Annotated in this window: 17 protein-coding genes; 2 read left to right on the top strand and 15 right to left on the bottom strand. The window is 66.2% G+C overall.

What is annotated here, in order from left to right; translation table 11 throughout:
• Positions 1-18 precede the first annotated feature (18 nt).
• Entirely contained in the window at positions 19-1,515 is a 1,497-nt protein-coding gene (locus LXT12_RS25580) for an aminotransferase-like domain-containing protein (protein WP_233395154.1), read from the top strand.
• A 43-nt stretch (positions 1,516-1,558) separates the two neighbouring features.
• On the opposite strand, the gene LXT12_RS25575 is transcribed toward LXT12_RS25580, so the two are convergent.
• The 9 genes from LXT12_RS25575 to LXT12_RS25535 form a co-directional block, all read right to left on the bottom strand.
• Positions 1,559-2,458, bottom strand: a complete 900-nt coding sequence (locus tag LXT12_RS25575) for a LysR family transcriptional regulator (RefSeq protein WP_233395152.1) — start codon at positions 2,456-2,458, stop codon at positions 1,559-1,561.
• 21 nt (positions 2,459-2,479) lie between these two features.
• A complete protein-coding gene (locus tag LXT12_RS25570) occupies positions 2,480-2,659 on the bottom strand; it encodes a hypothetical protein (protein ID WP_233395151.1) in 180 nt (59 codons plus the stop codon).
• On the bottom strand, positions 2,656-3,606 hold the full coding sequence (gene trxB, locus LXT12_RS25565; protein WP_233395149.1) for a thioredoxin-disulfide reductase: 951 nt from the start codon (positions 3,604-3,606) through the stop codon (positions 2,656-2,658). The genes LXT12_RS25570 and trxB overlap by 4 nt, the downstream gene beginning before the upstream one ends.
• Positions 3,607-3,720: 114 nt before the next feature.
• Positions 3,721-5,985: an aminotransferase class V-fold PLP-dependent enzyme gene (locus LXT12_RS25560; RefSeq protein ID WP_233395147.1), complete on the bottom strand. Its 2,265-nt coding sequence runs from the start codon at positions 5,983-5,985 to the stop codon at positions 3,721-3,723.
• Between the two features lie 274 nt (positions 5,986-6,259).
• Positions 6,260-6,721: an Lrp/AsnC family transcriptional regulator gene (locus LXT12_RS25555; RefSeq protein WP_233395192.1), complete on the bottom strand. Its 462-nt coding sequence runs from the start codon at positions 6,719-6,721 to the stop codon at positions 6,260-6,262.
• 181 nt (positions 6,722-6,902) lie between these two features.
• On the bottom strand, positions 6,903-7,772 hold the full coding sequence (locus tag LXT12_RS25550) for a hypothetical protein (RefSeq protein WP_233395145.1): 870 nt from the start codon (positions 7,770-7,772) through the stop codon (positions 6,903-6,905).
• Positions 7,772-8,104: a thioredoxin gene (gene trxA / locus LXT12_RS25545; protein WP_233395144.1), complete on the bottom strand. Its 333-nt coding sequence runs from the start codon at positions 8,102-8,104 to the stop codon at positions 7,772-7,774. Before trxA ends, LXT12_RS25550 begins: the two co-directional genes overlap by 1 nt.
• 108 nt (positions 8,105-8,212) lie before the next feature.
• A complete protein-coding gene (locus LXT12_RS25540) occupies positions 8,213-8,677 on the bottom strand; it encodes an ATP-binding cassette domain-containing protein (protein WP_233395142.1) in 465 nt (154 codons plus the stop codon).
• Positions 8,678-8,908: 231 nt separating this feature from the next.
• Positions 8,909-9,289 (bottom strand): hypothetical protein, encoded by a 381-nt coding sequence (locus LXT12_RS25535; RefSeq protein WP_233395140.1) that lies wholly within the window; start codon positions 9,287-9,289, stop codon positions 8,909-8,911.
• A gap of 389 nt (positions 9,290-9,678) precedes the next feature.
• Here LXT12_RS25535 and LXT12_RS25530 point away from each other — a divergent pair, with 389 nt between their 5' ends.
• Positions 9,679-12,540, top strand: a complete 2,862-nt coding sequence (locus tag LXT12_RS25530) for an insulinase family protein (RefSeq protein ID WP_233395138.1) — start codon at positions 9,679-9,681, stop codon at positions 12,538-12,540.
• A gap of 79 nt (positions 12,541-12,619) precedes the next feature.
• On the opposite strand, the gene LXT12_RS25525 is transcribed toward LXT12_RS25530, so the two are convergent.
• From LXT12_RS25525 to LXT12_RS25500, 6 genes are all read right to left on the bottom strand, one after another.
• Complete coding sequence (locus LXT12_RS25525) at positions 12,620-13,381, bottom strand: substrate-binding periplasmic protein (protein WP_233395136.1); 762 nt, start codon at positions 13,379-13,381, stop codon at positions 12,620-12,622.
• 163 nt (positions 13,382-13,544) lie between these two features.
• Positions 13,545-14,714, bottom strand: coding sequence for an amidohydrolase (locus LXT12_RS25520; protein ID WP_233395134.1), 1,170 nt, complete (start codon positions 14,712-14,714; stop codon positions 13,545-13,547).
• On the bottom strand, positions 14,708-15,043 hold the full coding sequence (locus LXT12_RS25515) for a helix-turn-helix domain-containing protein (RefSeq protein ID WP_233395133.1): 336 nt from the start codon (positions 15,041-15,043) through the stop codon (positions 14,708-14,710). Before LXT12_RS25515 ends, LXT12_RS25520 begins: the two co-directional genes overlap by 7 nt.
• A gap of 201 nt (positions 15,044-15,244) precedes the next feature.
• Positions 15,245-16,663: an aldehyde dehydrogenase family protein gene (locus LXT12_RS25510; protein WP_233395191.1), complete on the bottom strand. Its 1,419-nt coding sequence runs from the start codon at positions 16,661-16,663 to the stop codon at positions 15,245-15,247.
• 39 nt (positions 16,664-16,702) lie between these two features.
• On the bottom strand, positions 16,703-17,917 hold the full coding sequence (locus tag LXT12_RS25505) for an acetyltransferase domain-containing protein (RefSeq protein WP_233395132.1): 1,215 nt from the start codon (positions 17,915-17,917) through the stop codon (positions 16,703-16,705).
• 32 nt (positions 17,918-17,949) lie between these two features.
• A complete protein-coding gene (locus LXT12_RS25500) occupies positions 17,950-18,987 on the bottom strand; it encodes a PepSY-associated TM helix domain-containing protein (RefSeq protein ID WP_233395131.1) in 1,038 nt (345 codons plus the stop codon).
• Between the last annotated feature and the right edge of the window lie 10 nt (positions 18,988-18,997).

Here is an 18,997-nt window from a genome sequence, read left to right as displayed (position 1 = left end):
GATTGCAAAGACGAACTAATGAGCACGTCGAAACTGCGCCCGTCGCGCGACATTGCCGGGTTTTCACTAGTTGAGGCTGACTTGGCAGCTTTAGCCGAATCAGGCGCCCACGGCTCCCTCGTCGACCGGATCTTCACCTTGGTGTCCAGCGCCATTCAGTCGCGCAAGATCGTGACAGGTGTTCGACTTCCATCGGTACGGCAACTGGCTGATGACTGCGGCATCAGTCGCGACACTGCGGCGCGCGCCTACGACAAGCTCGTCGCCCATGGCCTGGTGGAGTCACGTCGCGGCGCCGGCTACTTCGTGAAGGCCGCGGCCATCAGGCGTGTGCCCGACCGGGCGCCGCCGCAGCGCCCCAGCCTATTCCGTCCGGATGGGCTTGATCGCACGACGGCGCTGCGCCTGCGACTGCAGATTCAGCGCCACGAGCAGCCAGCGCAGAGCCGAAGCGGCATCGGGACACTGCCCGAAGACTGGATGGATGAGCAGGACATTGCCGCGGCGCTGCGCACCGTGGCCCGCGGCAACCAACGGGCGCTTGCGACGATAGGCGATCCGCAGGGCTATCTGCCGCTGCGCCAAAGGCTGCAGCTCAAGCTGCAGGACATGGGGCTCCATGTCGACCCGGCCCATCTGATCCTCACCTCTGGGGCAACCGACGCCATCAACCTAGTCGCCCTGAGCTTCCTGCGCCGCCCTGGCGAAGCAGTCCTCGTCGAGCAGCCTTGCCAACCCATCCTGGTCGAACGCCTGATGTCGGTCGGCCTGGAGCTGTTGTACGTCCCCCGCGAGGCCGACGGACCGGACCTGGAGGTCTTGCGCGCCCATTGCATCAACTACAAGCCCCGGTGCTTCTTCGTCAACTCGACGCTGCACAACCCGACCGGCATGAACCTGGCGCCCCACAAGGCGTTCCAGCTCCTGAAGCTCGCCGAGGAATTCGACCTCATGCTGATCGAGGACGACACCTATGGGGACCTGGCTTCGGTGGGCAATGGTGCCGTGACACGCCTGGCCCCGCTCGACCAACTGCAGCGTGTAATCCACATCGGCAGCTTCTCCAAGACCATCGCACCAGGCCTGCGCGTCGGCTACCTGGCAGCGAGCCCGGAACGTATTGAATGGATGGCAACCTACCGGGCACTCAACTGTCTGGCCTCCAACAGCCTGGCGGAACGCACGGTCTATCAGTTGCTGTCTCAAGGCAACTACCGCCACCATTGCGAGCAGTTGCGCGCGCGGCTCACGGACCTGCGTCCACGCGCCATCGAACAATTGCAGAAGCTGGGCATTCGAACGGCACATGAGCCGGATGCCGGTTTCTATCTCTGGGCCGATCTTGGCAAGGACGTCGACGCGCTGAAGCTTGCGCATCAGTTGCTGAGTCAGGGCCACCTCACGGCGCCCGGGATACTATTCTCCCTCGCGCACCCGTCCTACATGCGCTTCAACATTGCCACGATGTTGGAGGGCGCTGGATTGCCGGCGCTGGCAAGGGCGCTCGGCCGCTGAGCGGTTCCGGCGAGGCCGGGCGCCACCGCAGCGGTCCGTAGCACTAGCTGGACTGGCGCCTAGGCAGCGCGCTCGACGCTGAAGCTCTCAACGCCTCTAGCAACGCGCGAGCGGCCATGGAGATCGGTTCTGCTCGCGCGACGCCAAGAACCAACTCATAGTGCGCCCAAGGCTCGTCCAGCGGCGCGCGCTCTAGGCCATGGCCGATCGCAAGGCGAGCCGCCCAAGCATCAGTGACCAAGCCGACGCCGGCATTGGCGCCGACCAGAGCGGCGATGGCATCGTCCGATGTGGCGTCGAGCGGTGAATGAAGGGGCAGTCCCAGGCTAGCAGCCGCCCCGTTGAGGTGGCCTGAGAGAGGCTCGCGCCGGACACCCACCAAATTGAATTCCAGCAATTCCTTCACCGTGATGCGCCGGTTTCCGCTCAGCGGATGCGACCGAGGGAACAGCAGCTCCCACCGCCCCTGTGCATATGGCCACGTTTGTATCCGCGCGTCGACCGTAGGCGCCAGGAAGATACCCAGATCCGCATCGCCACGGATCAAGGAATCGGCCACCGCTTCGCTGCCGTGGCGTGCAACCTGAATCTTGATCCGGGGGTGCTTCTGCAAGAACTCCGCCAAGTGCTGAGGCAGACCTTCAATCGCCGTCTCTCCGCAGACTGCAATGCGTAGGATCCCGGCGACGCCCTGAGAGATTTCAAATGCCTCCCTATCCAGGGCTTGCAGCGCAGTCCGGATGTTGCTGACATGCTTCAGCAGCGAGCGGCAGGCCGCCGTGGATTCCATACCCCGAGGCCTGCGAACAAAAAGCCGCAAGCCGAGCCGCACCTCCAGCTCGCTGATGCGCTTGCTCGCCGCTGCGATTGCCAGTTGAACCTGCTCGGCGCCACGAGGGATCGATTGCGTCCGAGCGACGGCCTGAAGGAGTTCGAGCGTCAAGAGATCGTGCCGCACCGGCGCTCAACCGTGAAAGGCGTTGTCAAGCCTTCGCTGGCACAAGCGGCCCTCCACCGTCGGCGGCTGTCCGAGGGGTGCCTCGAAGCGCAGGGTTGTCATGACTTGAACGACCTCAATTGCCTCGAAAGCCTCGAAATCGCGCAGCTCGCCGCCCGAGCGCAGGGAATTCGCCGTCTCGCTCATGCCGGATTTTGTTCCAGGAACCGCTGTGCATCCAGCGCGGCCATGCAGCCACTGGCAGCGCTCGTGATGGCCTGGCGATAGATGTGGTCCTGCACGTCGCCTGCCGCGAAGACGCCCGGCACTGAAGTCATGGTCGCGAATCCCTCGCTGCCGGCGCGCGTCAGCACGTAGCCGTCCCGCAGCTCCAGTTGGCCACGAAAGATCTCGGTGTTGGGACGGTGGCCGATGGCGATGAAACAGCCGTGCAGCCCGAGCACCTTCGTTTCGCTGCTCGCCACCTGCTTCAGCCGCGCACCGGTGACGCCCGATGCATCGCCCAGCACCTCATCCAGCACATGGAACAGATGCAGCTCGACCTTGCCGGCAGCCACCTTCTCCATGAGCTTGTCGACGAGGATGGGCTCGGCGCGGAATCGGTCTCGGCGGTGGATCACGTGCACCTTTGCGGCGATGTTGCTCAGGTACAGCGCCTCCTCCACGGCCGTGTTCCCGCCGCCGACGACGCAGACGTCCTTGCCTCGGTAGAAGAAGCCGTCGCAGGTGGCGCAGGCGCTGACACCGCGCCCCATGAAGGCCGACTCCGAGGAAAGCCCCAGATACTGGGCCGAGGCCCCCGTTGCGACGATCAAGGCGTCACAGGAGTAGCGGGCCCCCTCCCCTGCGAGCTCGAACGGCCGACGACTGAAATCGACCTCGGCGATGTGGTCGAACACCATCCTTGCATCGAAGCGTTCAGCGTGGCGCCGAAAGCGCTCCATCAGGTCCGGCCCCTGCACGCCGTCGACGTCGGCCGGCCAATTGTCGACCTCAGTGGTCGTCATGAGCTGCCCCCCCTGGGCCGTGCCGGTGATGAGAGTGGGCATGAGGTTGGCACGGGCCGCGTAGAGCGCCGCCGTGTATCCGGCCGGCCCCGACCCGAGGATGATGAGGCGGTGGTGTTGCTGCATGGGAGGGGCGCGCACGAAAACGCGGCAAGGGGTTGGAAACGGGTTCGCCCAGTGGCCGCCGCAAGCGGTGCTGCAGGGCGCGGGCGGCAAGAAGGGACTCCAGCGGGGGCTGGGTCAGCCTGGCGTGCCCTCCGGGGGCTCGGCGGGCCAAAGTGCCAAGCCGCCTGCGAGGCTCCATGCCCGAGGCTGACCCAGCCGCCGCAGCGCACGGGCCGCCTGGGCGCTTCGATTGCCGCTGCGGCAGAACAGCACCAGGTCGGTCCCGGCATCGAGTTCCAGCCAGTCCGGCAGCACGTTCAGCAGCGTGGAAAGCGGCACGGCCTGACGGCGCACATGGGCCCCGGCGGCCGGCACCTGGCCGAGGCGCTGCTCGTAAGGCTCCCGCACGTCGACCAGCAGGACCTTGCGCACCGCTCGGCTGCGGGATGTCAGTTCCTCGGCGGAGAGTTCGACCATTTCGGCCTTCGAACATCGGTCGACTCGTGCTCCGCACGCCATCGTCTGGTATTCCGTCGGCGCCAGATCGCGCTCAATCTCCGCCTTGGCCTGCGCGAAGGCAGCGGCCTCCATGCCCTGGTCGAGCAGCGCCGACAGCAGCGGCTGATGGGCGATTTCGGTGTTCAACGTACAGGCATGACGGCCTTCATAGTCGTGCCCCGGCAGGAGGAATGCGTCTCTCCCAATGGTCTTCTCGAGCAACCGCAATGAGCCGGCGAATTGCTCCGGCTCGCTGACCTCGAAGTCGCTGCGCCCCAGGGCGCCAGGCATCACCATGTCGCCGACGAAGGCGGCCCGCAATCCGTACTGGCCGGCGAGCAGGTAGGCCGTCGAGTCCCGCGTGTGGCCCGGGACAGGCAAGCGGGTCAGCCTCTGCGCCCCCAGCTGGATGTGATCCGAACCGCAAGGCCATCCGAGCGCATCCGCCTCGCCGCGGCTGCCCAGGACGGGCGGCAGGCTTTCCCACAGCGCCGCCGCCGATGAGGCGTGGTCCCCGTGGCTGTGGGTGTCGAGCACCGCAACCAGCGTGTAGCTGCGGCAGCGGATCCACTGCACCAACGGGTCAGTCAGCTCAGGGAGCGGATCGATGATCAGGCAGCGGCGGGACGCCGGATCGGCCACGACGTAGCAGACAGCCCCATCGACCACGTGGCGCGTGATCGGCGCCACTGGCAGGGCGTGCTGCTGGAGCGATGGCGTCATGCAGCTGTCGCGAAGGGACGCGCCGCACTGGCGGATGCGCAGGCACGCTTCGTCGACCATCTCGGGCGGCGTCAAGGGCCCCAAGGACAGGCGCACCGCCGAAGCACACCGCCAGGGTTCCAGTCCCATGGCGCCGAGCACGTAGCTCGGCGCGGCCTTGGACGCGCCGCAGGCCGACCCGCCGCTGACACGGATCGACGCGGCATCGAACAGGTCGAGCAGCACCCTTGAGCTCACGCCCGGCACCGAGAAGTTCAGCGTCGTCGGCAGGCTGATCTCCGGATCCGCGTTGAAGACGACCCCCTCGAAGGCCTCGCGCAGCGCGCTGGCCAAGCTGGCCCGGTGGCGCTCGAGGACTTTCGCTGGCTGGAACTGTTCGCCCGCTTCCAGCAGACGCAGCACCGCACCCAACGCCGCGATGCCCGGCACGTTCTCCGTGCCCGAGCGCATCGCGCCCTCCTGTCCACCTCCAGCGATCAGCGCCGTGAACGGGGCGCCGGCGCGCACGTAAAGCATGCCGACGCCCTTCGGCGCGTACAGCTTGTGGCCGGAGAACGGCGCGTAGTCGATGGGTCGCTCTCCGAGCCGCAAATGCAGCTTGCCGAGCGCCTGCACGCTGTCCACGAGCCACAACGCAGGACTGCCGGCCAAGGCACGCTGGATGCCGTCCAGGTCGCTGACGACGCCGGTCTCGTTGTTGGCCGCCATGGTGCAGACAAGCCCCGCCCGAGGCGCCTGCCGACGCAGCCACTCGAGGTCGTGCCGGCCGTCGCGTCCCACCGGGATGGCCAGCACATCCAAGTCGAGGTTCAACAGCCGGCGCCAGTGATGGATCGCTTCTGGCACGGCCTTGTGTTCGGTGGCGCCATAGAGCAACAGCTCCGGCATCGCTTCGCCGCGATCCTGCCGTGACCGCAGCGCGGTCAGCGCCGAAAGCACCGCCGTCTGGATGCCCTCCGTCGCACCGCTGAGGAAGAGCAGTTGTCCCGTCGGCGCCCCCAGCACTCGCCGCGCGCCCGCTCGGACGTCGTCCATCATCGCGCGCGCCTTCAACCCCGCCCCATGGATACTGCTCGGGTTGCCGAAATCGCCGGCCATCGCGGCGATCGCGGCGGCGCGAGCCTCCGGCATGACCGACGTGGTCGCATTCGCGTCGAGGTAGATTTCTGTGGCTGACATCGCGGGTCGAACGAGCTGGAATACTGCTCACTGTAGGAACCAGGACGCGCATTACGGTGCTGTTTTTTGCAGCCCGGGAGCCCACTTGCGCAAACCACTTGCGCCGTCTGGCCCGCACGACGACGCACTTGCCTGAGGCGGCCTGACGCGCCTTATCCCAAGGGCAAAAGAAAAGTCATCATCTCCTGTCGAGGTCGTCCGATGGCACGTTCTAGTCGTCAGGTCGCCGCGGCGCCGGCAGCACGGCGGGCAGGCGCCCACGGTGCGCGCCCGATCAGATCACGTACGACAGCGGCAAGGCCGTCGTGTACTTCAGCTCTTCCATCGCGAAGCTGGAGCTGACATCGGCCAGGAGCGTACCGCTCGTGAGCCGCTTGTACACGCGGTCATAGGCGGCGATGTCGGGCACCACCACGCGCAGCAAGTAGTCGACATCGCCGCTCATGCGATAGAACTCGACAACCTCCGAGATCGACTCCACCGTGGCCTTGAACCGGTCGAACCACTCCTGGGTGTGCGTGCTGGTGCGGACCGTCACGAAGACGGTCACACCCACGTTGACTCGTTCCCGGTCCAGGAGCATGACGTTGCCGCGGATGACCCCCGACTCCCGCAAACGCTGCACGCGCCTCCAGCATGGCGTCGGAGAAAGCCCGACGCTCGCGGCAATCTCGTTCATCTGGAGGCCGGCATCCTGCTGCAGGAGCTCCAGGATCTTGACGTCGATGGCGTCCAGGCGTGCCTTTGCCATGACTCAGGCACCAGCGAGAAGCCTCTCGCCTTGCTCGACGGGCAGCGAGGTGAATGGGAAGGTTTCGACCATGAAACGCTCAGGCCCGTCGCCCAGTGGCTGTGCAGCAAATGCCGCCATCACAGATCGGAGGACGACCCGGTGGCGGGCTCGCAACCGTGCGGGATCAACGCAAGGCCCTCATGGCGCGAAGGAACACGTCATTGGCCTTCATGGCAGCATGGGCGTTCTCGGCGTTCTGGAACCTCATGTAGGCCAGGAGCCGGGCTTCCGCCTCGGGATGGTGTTCACGCAGCAGCATGAAGACGTCGCGCTCCTCCTCCGGCTTGTCCTGCTTGTAGTTCTCGTGCATCTCTGCGAGCAGGGCGCGGGTGCGCTGGTCGTCCTCAGCCGTCCAGCCGAACAGCTTGTCGATGAGCTCTTCCGACACCTGTCCGCGCAGGCGCAGCACATCCCCGACCGTCGTGGGCGCCTTGACGGTATCCCACGCGGCCGCCTCGATGCAGCCGCCCAAGGACTTCGCCTTGGGATCCTTGAGGGCGTTCGTCGCCTCGGTTGCCGCCTTGCGAGCAGCGCGCCAAGCCGCCGGAGAAGGCTGGCCTCCCGACATCGTCTCGATGTGGAGCCGGCGGAGTTCCGCGCAGGCCCCGAGCAAGGGCAACACTTCGTCGCTGCGATCTTCGAACTCTTCGGCGATCGAGGCCAGAACTTCACTGACGACCCCGCCAGCCTTGCCGCTGAGATCGGCCCCGGGGGCGATAGCCTCCAGCAGCTGCCGGGTCAGGGCGACGACGCGCTCGGCAGGCTGGCGGCTGAAGCAGTAGTCGATCGCAAAAGCCAGCCATCCTGGCAGGCCAAGCGCCGCCTCCCATGTGGGCACATCGCTGCTGCCGGCCAGCGCGGCCGCGGGAGTGCTCGAGCCATCGGTGACGAACATCGCGCCGGCAGTAAGCCGGCCCGCGGAGGCGCACTCTTCCAGTCGCGCCAGTGCGGCTGTACGGATGTACGCCTGACCTTGAAAGGCTGCCAACATCATCAAGCCTCCAGATGCCGGTCGAGCAAGGCGGCGATGCGCGTCTTGGAGGTCATGCCCAGCAGGCGTTCCTGCTCGACGCCATCCTTGAACAGGATCAGCGTCGGCAGCCCGCGAACATTGAATCGGTCACTCGTGGCCTTGTTGTCGTCGGCATTGATCTTGGCGACAGCAACCTCCCCTGCGTACAGCTCGGCCACTTCCCCAAGCACGGGCAGGAGGGATTTGCAGGGACCGCACCATTCGGCCCAGAAGTCCACGAGCACGAGGCCGGGCCGCTGGTCGACGTCCGCGGTGAACGTCTGATCGGTGGTTGCGAGGAGATGGGTAGACATGAGAATCCTTGACAAGCGATTGCGGGAAGGTACAGCGAGGTCTCCCTCGAAGTCAGTACACCGAGACGGTTATCCGTACGGTCTGTATTGGGCGTCGCGTCCGGACAGTTACCTCAGGCCGTCGAGCGGGAGCAACCCGGTGCCGGAAGGCACCTGGAGCGTGTGATCGTGATATGTCGCCAGCGACTCACGGTGCGCAATGCTGATCACACCCTTGTGTGGCGTCCACCTGATCAGCGTCTCGTCTAGCGCCTGCTCCGTCGTCGGATCGACGGCGCTTGTCGCCTCGTCGAGGAAGACAAATTCCGGTTGATGCAGCAGTACGCGCGCACAGGCAAGCCTCTGCTGCTCGCCGCCAGAGAGCTTTTGCTGCCACTGGTCGACAGCGTCCAGCGATTCGGACAAGCGCCCGAGGCCGCAGTCCGCGAGCGCCTCCTTGAGGTGAAGTTCGTCGAACTGCGTGGCTCGCCCGGATAGCACGAGGCGGCGGCCTGGCTTCCGATCGGGATGTAGCTGCGCTGGAGCAAGAAGAGAACGGATCCCCCCGCGGCGGCGAGATCGTTCCAGAGCCATGCGGCCAGACGCCAGCAATCGCCCGCGTCAAGATGCTCTTTCCCGCATCCGACGGGCCTCGGACAGCCACCGTTCGCCAGCGCGGAACAGCAGCGGTTCCGTGACCGTCAGCAGCTCACTGGTAACATTTTCCCTCCCCTTGGTGTGCTGCACTGTGAAGCCGCCACGGCCACGTGCCCCGACCATCGCCAGCGCTGAGACGAGGTCGCGAACCCGGTTGGCGATCGCCAGTCACTGCGCAAAACCGAAGTAGGCCTGGGAGAAAAAGCTCAACGCAGACTTGAGGCTACCGAACGCGGAGGCCGACTGCATCACATCTCCAAAGGTCACCTTGCCCGTGAAGTACAGGGGCAGCGCTGCCATCGTGCTCAGGGGGTCGAACGGACGACCGTAGGCCGTTTGCGCCATCGACACCTTCGAGTTCCGGCCGACGATCTGCAGGAAGTTGCGCCTTACCGGTTCCAACTGCCCCGTCAGGCGCCGATGCTCCGGGCGCCGCCACCGTAGAGCGCAACCTGCTCGGCGTTCTCGCGCAGCTGCATGGCGAGGTATCGACCAGATGGGGGCGCTCTGCGAGAAGCACAGCCCGCGAGCGTTCTTCTGCAAAGCCATTTCTCTCCGGCGCCGCGCCGGACAGCCCGCATGTTCGGATCAACGTCGCCCAGGGCTTCGAGAGCTCGATGCTGCCTGCCCTTGGAAAGGTTCAGGGGCGCCCGTCAAGCCCAGGCGCTGAGCCCTCTTGCTTACCCCAAGGCATTGGCGACGGGACGCACTGTTTCTTCGCACCGTTGCGGCCACAAGCGCCTCGCCGGACAGGCACTTGGAAATCGATCACCCAAAACCGGTCATTTGCGAAATCTCCTTCGCTGCAGGCTCCCACCAAGCGCGAAAGTCGCAAGCGGCTTCCAAGGCCGCCCCGGAAAATGCCTGGCAGCGCCGGCTTCGGCTCCCGCATTCCGACACGCCCGCGAGGGCGCCAAAACAAACGTACTAGGCCTTCGATGCAAAGTTTTCAACTGGTCAACGTCCACCCCATCCCAGCCCTTCACGCTCGCCTGGAACAGTATGTGGAACCGATGACCGGCGCCCGGCACGTCCATCTCGCCAGCGATCAGCAGGAAATGGCCTTCCTGGTGGGCTTTCCCACCGTTCCCCAGGCCAGTGACGGACGAGCTCACATCCTCGAGCACCTGACACTGTGCGGATCGGAGAAGTACCCGGTCGCCGATCCATTCTTCGCGATGATGCGCCGGTCGACGGCGACGTTCATGAATGCGATGACCTATGCCGACCGCACGATCTATCCGTTCGCCAGCACCGACATCACGGACTTCTTCAACCTCCTCGACGTCTATCTCGATGCCACGTTCTTTCCCAAGCTGGACTACCTGAGCTTCCGGCAGGAAGGCTGGCGCCACGTGCTGAAGGAAGGACGCCTGCGGTACCAGGGGGTGGTGTTCAACGAAATGAAGGGTGCCTTCGACAATCCGATGCGCGCGCTCTATCGAGGCATCGCCGCCAATCTACTGCCCGCGACCACCTACCAGTACGACTCCGGGGGTGATCCGCTGATCATCCCCGAACTGACGCACGAGATGCTCGTGGAATTCCACGCCACGCATTACAGCCCGTCGCAGGCGATGTTCATGACCGCGGGCCGCGTCGATGCGGCCGCGATTCAGTCGCGCATCGTGGACCGTGTGCTGTCGCGTCGGCAGGAGCGCCTGGCACCTCGCATGCCCGAACTGGCCACCCCATGGACCCAGCCACGCGAGACGGAGGTCCGCATTCCGTCCCAGCAGACGAGCGACAACGAGTTCGGCATGCAGCTGGCGTGGCGGTTCGGCGAGAGCAACGACGCCACGGCCGCGGCTCGCCTGCAATTGCTGGAGCGCGGTCTCCTCGGCGATGCTTCCGCCCCGGTTCTGAAGGCGATGCAAGGCGCGGGATTCGGCCGCCCCTCAGCTTTGAACGGGGTGGACGACAGCACCCGGCATCTGATGCTCCACCTGGGCATGGCGGGATTGACCGCGCCGCAAATGGAGACGGCGCAGACCGTGGTCCTGGAGGCGCTGCAGGCAGCGGCCGAGGGCGTGCCGGCGGAGGTTCTCCGCGCCGCGTTGCGCGACATGCGTTTTTCCCAACGGCAGATCGTCGGCGGCGGCACGCCCGATGGCCTGGCGCGGCTCATCCGCGCCGTCCCCGCGCTGATGAACGGCGGCGACGTCGTCAGCGCCTTCGACAACGAGCAGATCCTGGGCCGCCTGGAACAGGAGATCGCCGAGCCGGCGTTCTTCAGCAACATGGTGGGCACCTTGCTGGAGCATCCGACGCGCCTGCTGGCTCGCGTGATTCCGGACGCCGACTACGCCGCCAAGCGAGAGCGCGTGGAACTGGACCGGCTCGCCATGCAAGAGGCCAGGCTCACCGAACAAGACAGGCAGCGCATCCTCGACGAGGACGAGGCCCTTTCGATGCACCGGCTCAAGGGGAGCGACTACTCGGCCCTCCCCTGCATCCGGCCCGGCGATGTGGGCACCGAGCCGAGCCCTTTGCCTGCGATAAGGGAACTGGCTCCGCAAGTCCGCCTTTTCGAAGCGGCGACGAACGGCATCTGCTACGCTACCCTCGTGCGTGACCTCGGCGCGATCGCGCCGGACGACTGGCCCTGGCTCGACTTGTACGCCGACGTGGTCGAGGATCTCGGTGTCGGGACTCTGTCGTATGAAGAGGCGAGTCGCTGGCGCAAGCAACAGGTGCCCGCCTTCTCCGTGACGCTGGACACGCTGCAGCCCACCGGGCAGTCCTCGGTGATGCCGCAGTTGAAGACGCACGTGGCAATCCTCGAGGAGGAGCAGTCCCATGCCGTGGCAGTGCTGCGGGCATGGATGTCGCCGCGCTTCGACGAGCTCGATCGCATCGCCTTCCTGGTGAAGTCGCAGGCCGAACGCATCCTCAACGATCTCGCGGATTCCGGCGGCTTCTATGCGCAGTTGTCCGCCACGGCCCCCTGTTCTCCGCGACGGTCCTTCAGTCATCTCACCCGCGGTTTGCCGTCGCTTCCATTCACGGCCTCCCTTCGCAAGATGTCCGGCAGCCCTGAGGGCCGCCAGGAGATTGCGCGGCAACTGGAACGCCTTCACGCGCTGATCAGTGCCTGCCCGACCCGGCTCATCTGGACGGGCGCCGGAGACCTGGCGTCGGCCGCGGCCCCGTCGCTGGCCCTGGAGGCGGGCTCGCCGCCGGCCATGGCGCCGACCCAGACGCTCCAAGGCGGTCCGGCCGCCAACGCGGCATTGCGGGTCGCCAGTCAGGTGAATCACTGCCACATCGCATGGCCGGCGCCCAGGCTCGGCCACGCCGACGCGGCGGCCCTGGCGGTTGCTGCCGAGTTGTTGACCCACAGGTCCCTGCACCGCAGGCTGCGCGAGGAGGGAGGCGCCTACGGCGGCTCAGCGGCCTATTCGGGGGAGGACGGCCTGTTCACGATGAACTCATACCGCGATCCCCGTGTCGCCGGCACCTATGCCGATTTCGCGCTCTCGCTGGAGGAACTGGTCCACACCGAACACGACGTGTCGGCCATGGACGAGGCCATCATCAGCGTCATCAAGCGCCTGGACAAGCCGCTGCCGCCGCGGGACGCCGCGTTGACCGCGGACCGCCTCGACCAGCTCGGGATCGACACGACGCTTCGCCGCGAGCACAGGCGCCAAGTGCTCAGCTGCACGCCGGCCCAGGTGCGGGATGCGGCCTCCCGCTGGCTATCGATCGGGCGTTCGAGCCGGGCTGCGTCGGTCACGCAGGCGGACCAGCCACTCGACGGGATGGTGGTGGTGGAAGTCGCATCGCTGGCCCGCTGAACGCCTACCGCTAGCGAAGCCGGTGGCACCCGCCGTCACCGGTTGTCAGGTGGCTCGCGCCCCTTGGCTGACGCCACCGTCAGCCCACCTTCGACGAAAGCCTGTCAATCTCCGAGCGCTCGGCAAGGATTGCCGAGTCGATCGACGCGAGCCATTTCGCGAACGGGCCAGCCTTGGCCACGGCGAAATGAACGCCCTCGATGGCCACCGGCGCCTCACTGAGCACGTATTCCCTCGGATCGGCACCGGCGGCTCGCAACCGAGCACGGATGGAGTCCGCTTCGCCGTTCCGAGCGGTCACGAGCAGGACATCGCAGTGTCGGGCCTCGAGCGTACGCAGGCGCTGGGACAGAACGCCCGACACTGACTGGACATTGATGCGGGGAAACGTCGGATCGCCAATCTCGATCCCGTAAGCCGCCGTTCGTGAGGCGCAGACCACCTGGCCAACCATGTCCTGCACCTGGCGTATGGCGAGCCGTCGATCTGCGCGGCTGACCGCCCAGATGGCGCCCTCGAAGATCGACCTCGAAAATGCCAGCTGAACCTTCCGCTCCGCGGTTGGACTGATGCCAAAACCGACGGCTTCACCCTGCTCGACCATGCGCATCATGCGGCCGAACGGCACCACGGACGATGCCCAGCGAAAACCTGCCGCATGCTCGATGACCTTGAGCAGGGGCGACACGAAGGACAGATCGACAGCCTCTGACAGCAACAGCGGAACGCTGGGCGCAGCAGCCTGCGCGAGGACGGCCGTGTTCCCGACCAGCGTCGCCGCGCAAAAGCAGCGCCGGCTCAAAAGAGGAAACCTGTCCGACGCCATAAGGCTCCCCGTCATTGGTCTTCTGTTCCCGTACCACATCCCCTTCCCCTCCAAGGCCGCCACGGGCGCCTGCGCATCTTACGGACAGCATCGGCCGCCACCATGACTGACCAGGGTGAAGTCGCCGCTCAAAGGCAAGACCCGGGAGGTTCTGCCTGATCCGCGCGCGATCAGGCGCTCAGGCCAGCGCCAACTCGGCGACTTTCGCGAACCATCGCAGCCCCAGCGGCAACACCTTGTCATTGAAGTCGTAACACGGATGATGCAAGGGCCGATAGTCGCCGTCCCCTGCGACAGCTGGGCTCTGGCCCAGCCACAGATAGGCGCCAGGTCGAGCCTGCAGCATGAAAGCGAAATCCTCGGAAGTGAAGGCGGGTCGCATCGCCTCGCTGGCCTTCAGGCCAATCCTTTCGGCGGCGCACAACGCCAGTTCGGCCTCGGCCGCGGAGTTGATCGTGGCGGGGTAGTAGCGCAGATAGGTGACCTCCGAATCACAGCCACCCACCAGCGCAGCGCCCATGGCACAGTCCTTGAGGGCCGCCTCGATCACATCCTGGGTCGCTCCATCGAAGGTCCGCACGGTGCCGGTGATCTGCACTTCGGCCGGCATCACGTTGTGCGAATTGCCGCCTTGAATCCGCGTCACCGACAGCACCGCCGACTCAGCCGGATCAATGCGCCGTGCGACGAGCGTGTTCAGCTGGCAGACGAGTTGACTGGCCGCAAGCACCGCATCTGGCGTGCGATGCGGCTGGGCCGCATGACCACCGCGCCCACGCACGACAATGTCGAACCGGTCCGCCGCCGCCATGATGGCGCCATAACGGGTCTGCGCCTGGCCCAACGGCAGGTCGGGCCAGTTGTGCAAGGCAAAGACGGTGTCGCACGGGAAGCGCTCGAAGAGGCCATCCTGGACCATCGCGCGCGCACCGCCGCGCCCCTCCTCCGCAGGCTGGAAGATGAAGTTCACCGTGCCCGAAAAACGCCGCGTGCGTGCCAGTAGGCGCGCCGCGCCAAGCAGCATCACCGTGTGGCCATCGTGCCCGCATCCATGATGAACCCCGGTGAACAGGCTCTTGTACGGCAAGTCGGCCTGCTCCGTGATCGGCAAGGCATCCATGTCCGCGCGCAAGCCGACACTGCGCCCGCTCCCATTTCGAAGCACGCCGACGACACCGGTACCGCCGATGCCCTGGTGGACCTCGAGGCCCAGCGCTCGCAAGGACTCCGCAACCAAGGCTGCGGTGCGGTGCTCGGCGAACGCAAGCTCCGGGTGCGCATGCAGATCGCGACGCATCGCGACCAAGTCGGGAAGCAAATCTGCGATGTGACCGTCATCGGTCAACATGGTCCGTCCGTCCGCTGCTGATACTGGCGCGGCGTCATGCCGCACTGGCGCTTGAAGCAACGGTTCAGATGGCTCTGGTCGTAGAAACCGGCCTCGCTCGCTGCACGGGCAGCAGGAACGCCCTGGCTCAGAAGCGCCTGGGCTCGCTGGACACGCAACACACTGACGTATCGGTAAGGCGACTGCCCGACGCGTTCTCGAAAAACAGTGGCGAAGCGCCACACGCTGAGCCCGCACAGCGCCGCCAGCGCCTCAAGGCGTTGCGGTTCACCGATATGCGCTCGAATATGTTCAAGCGCGGGTTCGAGCGAGCGACGGCGAGAGGACATCTGAGCCTTCCTGATTCGATCATCCATACCCGCTAGCTTAGGGCCGGGCACTCAACCGATTCAGCCGTTCGATCTCGGCGCCGCAACAGCAAATTGCGCCATCCATCACCCGAAACAAACAAGCTGCTGTCGCGGCTGGCTCGTACACGTGGCAATGCTGCCACGCGCCAAGCGAACCCGGTGCCGGTGCGCTGACGAGCTTCAGTAGCCGAGGATCGCCTTGGTCTCGAGGTACTCCTCCAGCCCGTAGACGCCGTACTCCCGCCCATTGCCCGAGCGCTTGTAGCCACCGAAGGGCGCATGGGCGTTCCAAGCGGGATAGTTGATGTGCACCTGGCCGGCGCGGATGCGGCTCGCTACACGCCGCGCACGCTCGAGGTCGCCCGACTGCACATGCGCCCCAAGGCCGTAGACCGTGTCGTTCGCGATGGAGATGGCCTCCTCCTCGTCCTGGTACGGCATGATCACCAGCACGGGGCCGAAGATCTCCTCGCGGGCCACGCGCATGCTACGGGTCACATTCGAGAAAACCGTCGGCCGCGCGAAGAAGCCGCGTCCCATCCCGGGTGGGCGGCCCAGCCCGCCGCAGACCAGCGTGGCGCCCTCCTCGAGGCCGACGGCGATCATTTCCTGCACGCGGCAGTACTGCGCGGCGTTGGCGATGGGTCCCATGGCGGTCTGTTCATCATGCGGATCACCGACCCGGATGCCGGCCACGGCCTGGGCGGCCAGGGCCTCGACTTCGGCCAGCCGCGAAGCCGGCACCAGCATGCGCGTCGGCGCGCTGCAGGACTGCCCGACGTTGCGCATGCCGGCCAGCACGCCTTTCGGGACGCCCTGGCGGAAATCAGCGTCGTCCAGGAAGACGTTGGGCGACTTGCCGCCCAGTTCCTGCACCACGCGCTTGACCGTCACCGCAGCCGCCTGCGCGACCAGCACGCCAGCGCGGGTCGAGCCGGTGATGGAGATCATGTCGACCTCCGGGTGGTTGGACAGCGCCGCGCCGACGACCTCGCCGGTGCCACCGACCAGATTGAACACGCCCGCAGGCACGCCGGCGTCGTGCATCACCTGCGCGAACAGCTGCGCGCTGAAGGGCGACAGCTCGCTCGGCTTCAGCACCACGGTACAGCCCGCGGCGATCGCCGGCGCGACCTTGGCGGTGACCTGGTAGAGCGGCCAGTTCCAGGGCGTGATCAGCGCGCAGACGCCAATCGGCTCCTTCACCGTCGCAACGCCGGCCGACTCCGACAGGAAGGCGTAGCGTCGCAGCACCTCGATCTGCGCCCGCACGTGCGCAATGCCGAAGGGCACGTGCGACGCGCGGGCAAAGCTGATCGCCGCGCCCATTTCGGCAACGATGGCCCGCGCGAACAGTTCGGCGCGATCCTCAAGGAGAGCAAGGATGCGCTCCAACAGCCCCAGCCTCTGCTCGACCGTGCTGCGGGAGAACACCTCGAAGGCGCGACGCGCGGCCCGTACGGCCAGATCGACGTCGGCCGCCGAGCCGGCGGCGACATGACCCACTTCTCTTTCCGAGACGGGGTCGACCACCGTCAGGCGTGGGGAATCCGGGCGATCGACCCATTGGCCGTCGATGTAAAAGCGGGTGTCGATCATGGCTGCCATGGCAACTCTCTTCGTGTTGGGGGCCGAGGCTCAGAAATACTTGACCCAGCCGATGCTGGTGCGCCGCTTGAACTCGCCGTAAGCCTTCACCGGGTAGTAGAGCAACGCCGTCACGACCAGCCAGACGACCCAGACAATCCAGAAGGAGTCCGCATCCACTCCGAAACGCGTGCCCTGGTTGGGGCCGACGACGGCAAACGCGATGCGATAGCTGATCATCAGCGCGTAGAGGTGGACGATGTAATAGAACATCGGCGCGCCACCGAAGGTCGTGCAGACCTTGGTGAACCCGTTGTCGGCGAATTCGAGCGCCGCGAGCATCAGCAGGCCGCCGCCCAGCGTCATCAGCAGGAAGTCCAGCGACGGCGGGTACTTGGTCAAGTTCAACCAGACTTTCACGGTCTCCAGCATCGTCGCTTGCTGGGTCCATGGCGCGTTCTCGCCGTAGATGTTGAACCCGCGAAGTACCAACAGCAGCGCCCAGCAGGCCAGGCCTGCGATGAGGAGCGTGCGCCGGCGCTGCAGGGCATCGACGGCGGACGAGAAGAGCGGGGCAAAGGCGTAGCCCAGCAGGATGACGCCGACCCAGGGCAGTGCTGGATAGCTCAGTTTGACCTTCACCACCCCCTCGGCCACCAGCCAGCCGCGATGCAGCATCAGCGTCCACAGCGGATACCAAGGGCTGTCCGCCGGGACAACATAGCCCGCCACCGCGTTGTGGCCGCAGACGATAACGAAGCCCAGCGTCGCCAGCAGCCAGCGCGGCAGGGCGGACAGGAAGGCCAGCGCCACCATGCTGAAGCCGATCGCCCACATCACCTGCAGGTAGAGCACTTCATACTTGCCTTGCCAGGCGAAGTTCACGACGGTCAGCTCCAGCCCGATCAGCAGCAGGCCGCGCTTGAGCAGGAACTCGCGCACGTTTCGGGGCGCACCGTTCGGCGGATTGGCGTAGAGCCAGGCGGACAGTCCCGTCAGGAACACGAACACCGGCGCGCAGAAGTGCGCCGCCAGCCGTGAAAAGAACAGATCGCTGGGCGTCCCGGGCACGGTCATCGGGTCGGTGACGTTCAGGTGCAAGTACAGGTGCTCGCGCACATGGTCGAGCATCATCACGATCATCACGAAGCCGCGCAGCGCGTCGATGGACGTGATGCGCTTCTTGTGCGCGGCGATTGCGCCCTGTACCGATGCAGTGGGCCAAGGCGCTGCCACGGCGCCGGACAGGCTGGACGATGAGGACATGTTGGACTCGTTGGGTAGGAAGAAATGACGCCTCAAACCGGCTGCTTGCGCTTGCGCCAAGGCAGGCCGGTCAGCAGCATGGCGACCAGGGCCAGAGCCAGCGCGGTCCACGCCATGCGCATCAGTAACGCCGTCGCGGGACCACCCCACGGTGGAACGGCTCCGGAGTGCAAGGAGAAGACCACATTGAGATAACGCTCGGAAAGCGGCAGCTGCCGCTCGTCGCGCACGGCGAGAACGGCCCCGCCCTGCTCCGCCACATAGACCTGGCTGAGCCCGTAGGGATGCCATTCCTCGCCGCGCAGCCGCAGGCGCAGCAGCCCCGGCGCCTGGCGGTACAGACGCTGGGGACTGGCGGCGGGCAGCGCCCGGGCTGCAGCGAGCAAAGCCTGGCCGGCCGAGACTCGAGGCAAATCTGATTTCGCCGGCGCCACGGGAGGCGCCAATGGCGCCTGTCCCCCGAGCCCGACGATCAGCGCGCGCACGGCGCCCGGCCAGCTCAGCATGGCAGCCGTGCCGAACAACAAGGCCAGGGGCAGCACCACGACGATGCCGGTGCGCCGATGCCAGCGCCGCCGCAGTTGCGGCGGGCGGGTACGCCGCAACCGCCACCACAAGCGCAAGCCCACCGCCACCGAACAAAAAGCCAGGCTGGCCACCAGCCCGGTCAGCCAGGAGCCGGCCGGCCCCAGCCATTGCCACAGATGAAGCCGCTCCAGCCAAGTGCTCAGGAGGGCCTCCTCGGCATCCAGGCCTAGCAGGCGACCGTCTGCGGCCGCCAGCCGAGCCTGCCAGCGCCTCCCCCGCGCGTCGTCAAGCTGAACGTGCAGCGTCGGCTGGCCCAGCTGCACCAGATTCCACTGCAGCTCCGGCCGCGATGCGCGTAGCGTCGCCAGGCCCTGATCCAGTGCGCCGGCCTGCACTTCAATCGATGGGATGGCCGCCACCGCTGAGGTGGAGGTAGGCAATGGCCGCAGCCATTGCATGCCGGCACCGGTCAGTGCGCCGACCAGCAGCATGGCGGCAAGCCCCCGGCCGATCCAGCGGTGAAAGCGCATCAGGGATTTCATGCGTGGCGCC

The sequence above is a fragment of the Pelomonas caseinilytica genome (assembly GCF_021353235.1).
In the GTDB taxonomy this organism is placed as follows: domain Bacteria; phylum Pseudomonadota; class Gammaproteobacteria; order Burkholderiales; family Burkholderiaceae_C; genus Pelomonas; species Pelomonas caseinilytica.
The sequence above is the reverse complement of the archived record's forward strand: the minus strand, read 5'-3'. Positions and strand labels throughout refer to the sequence as shown.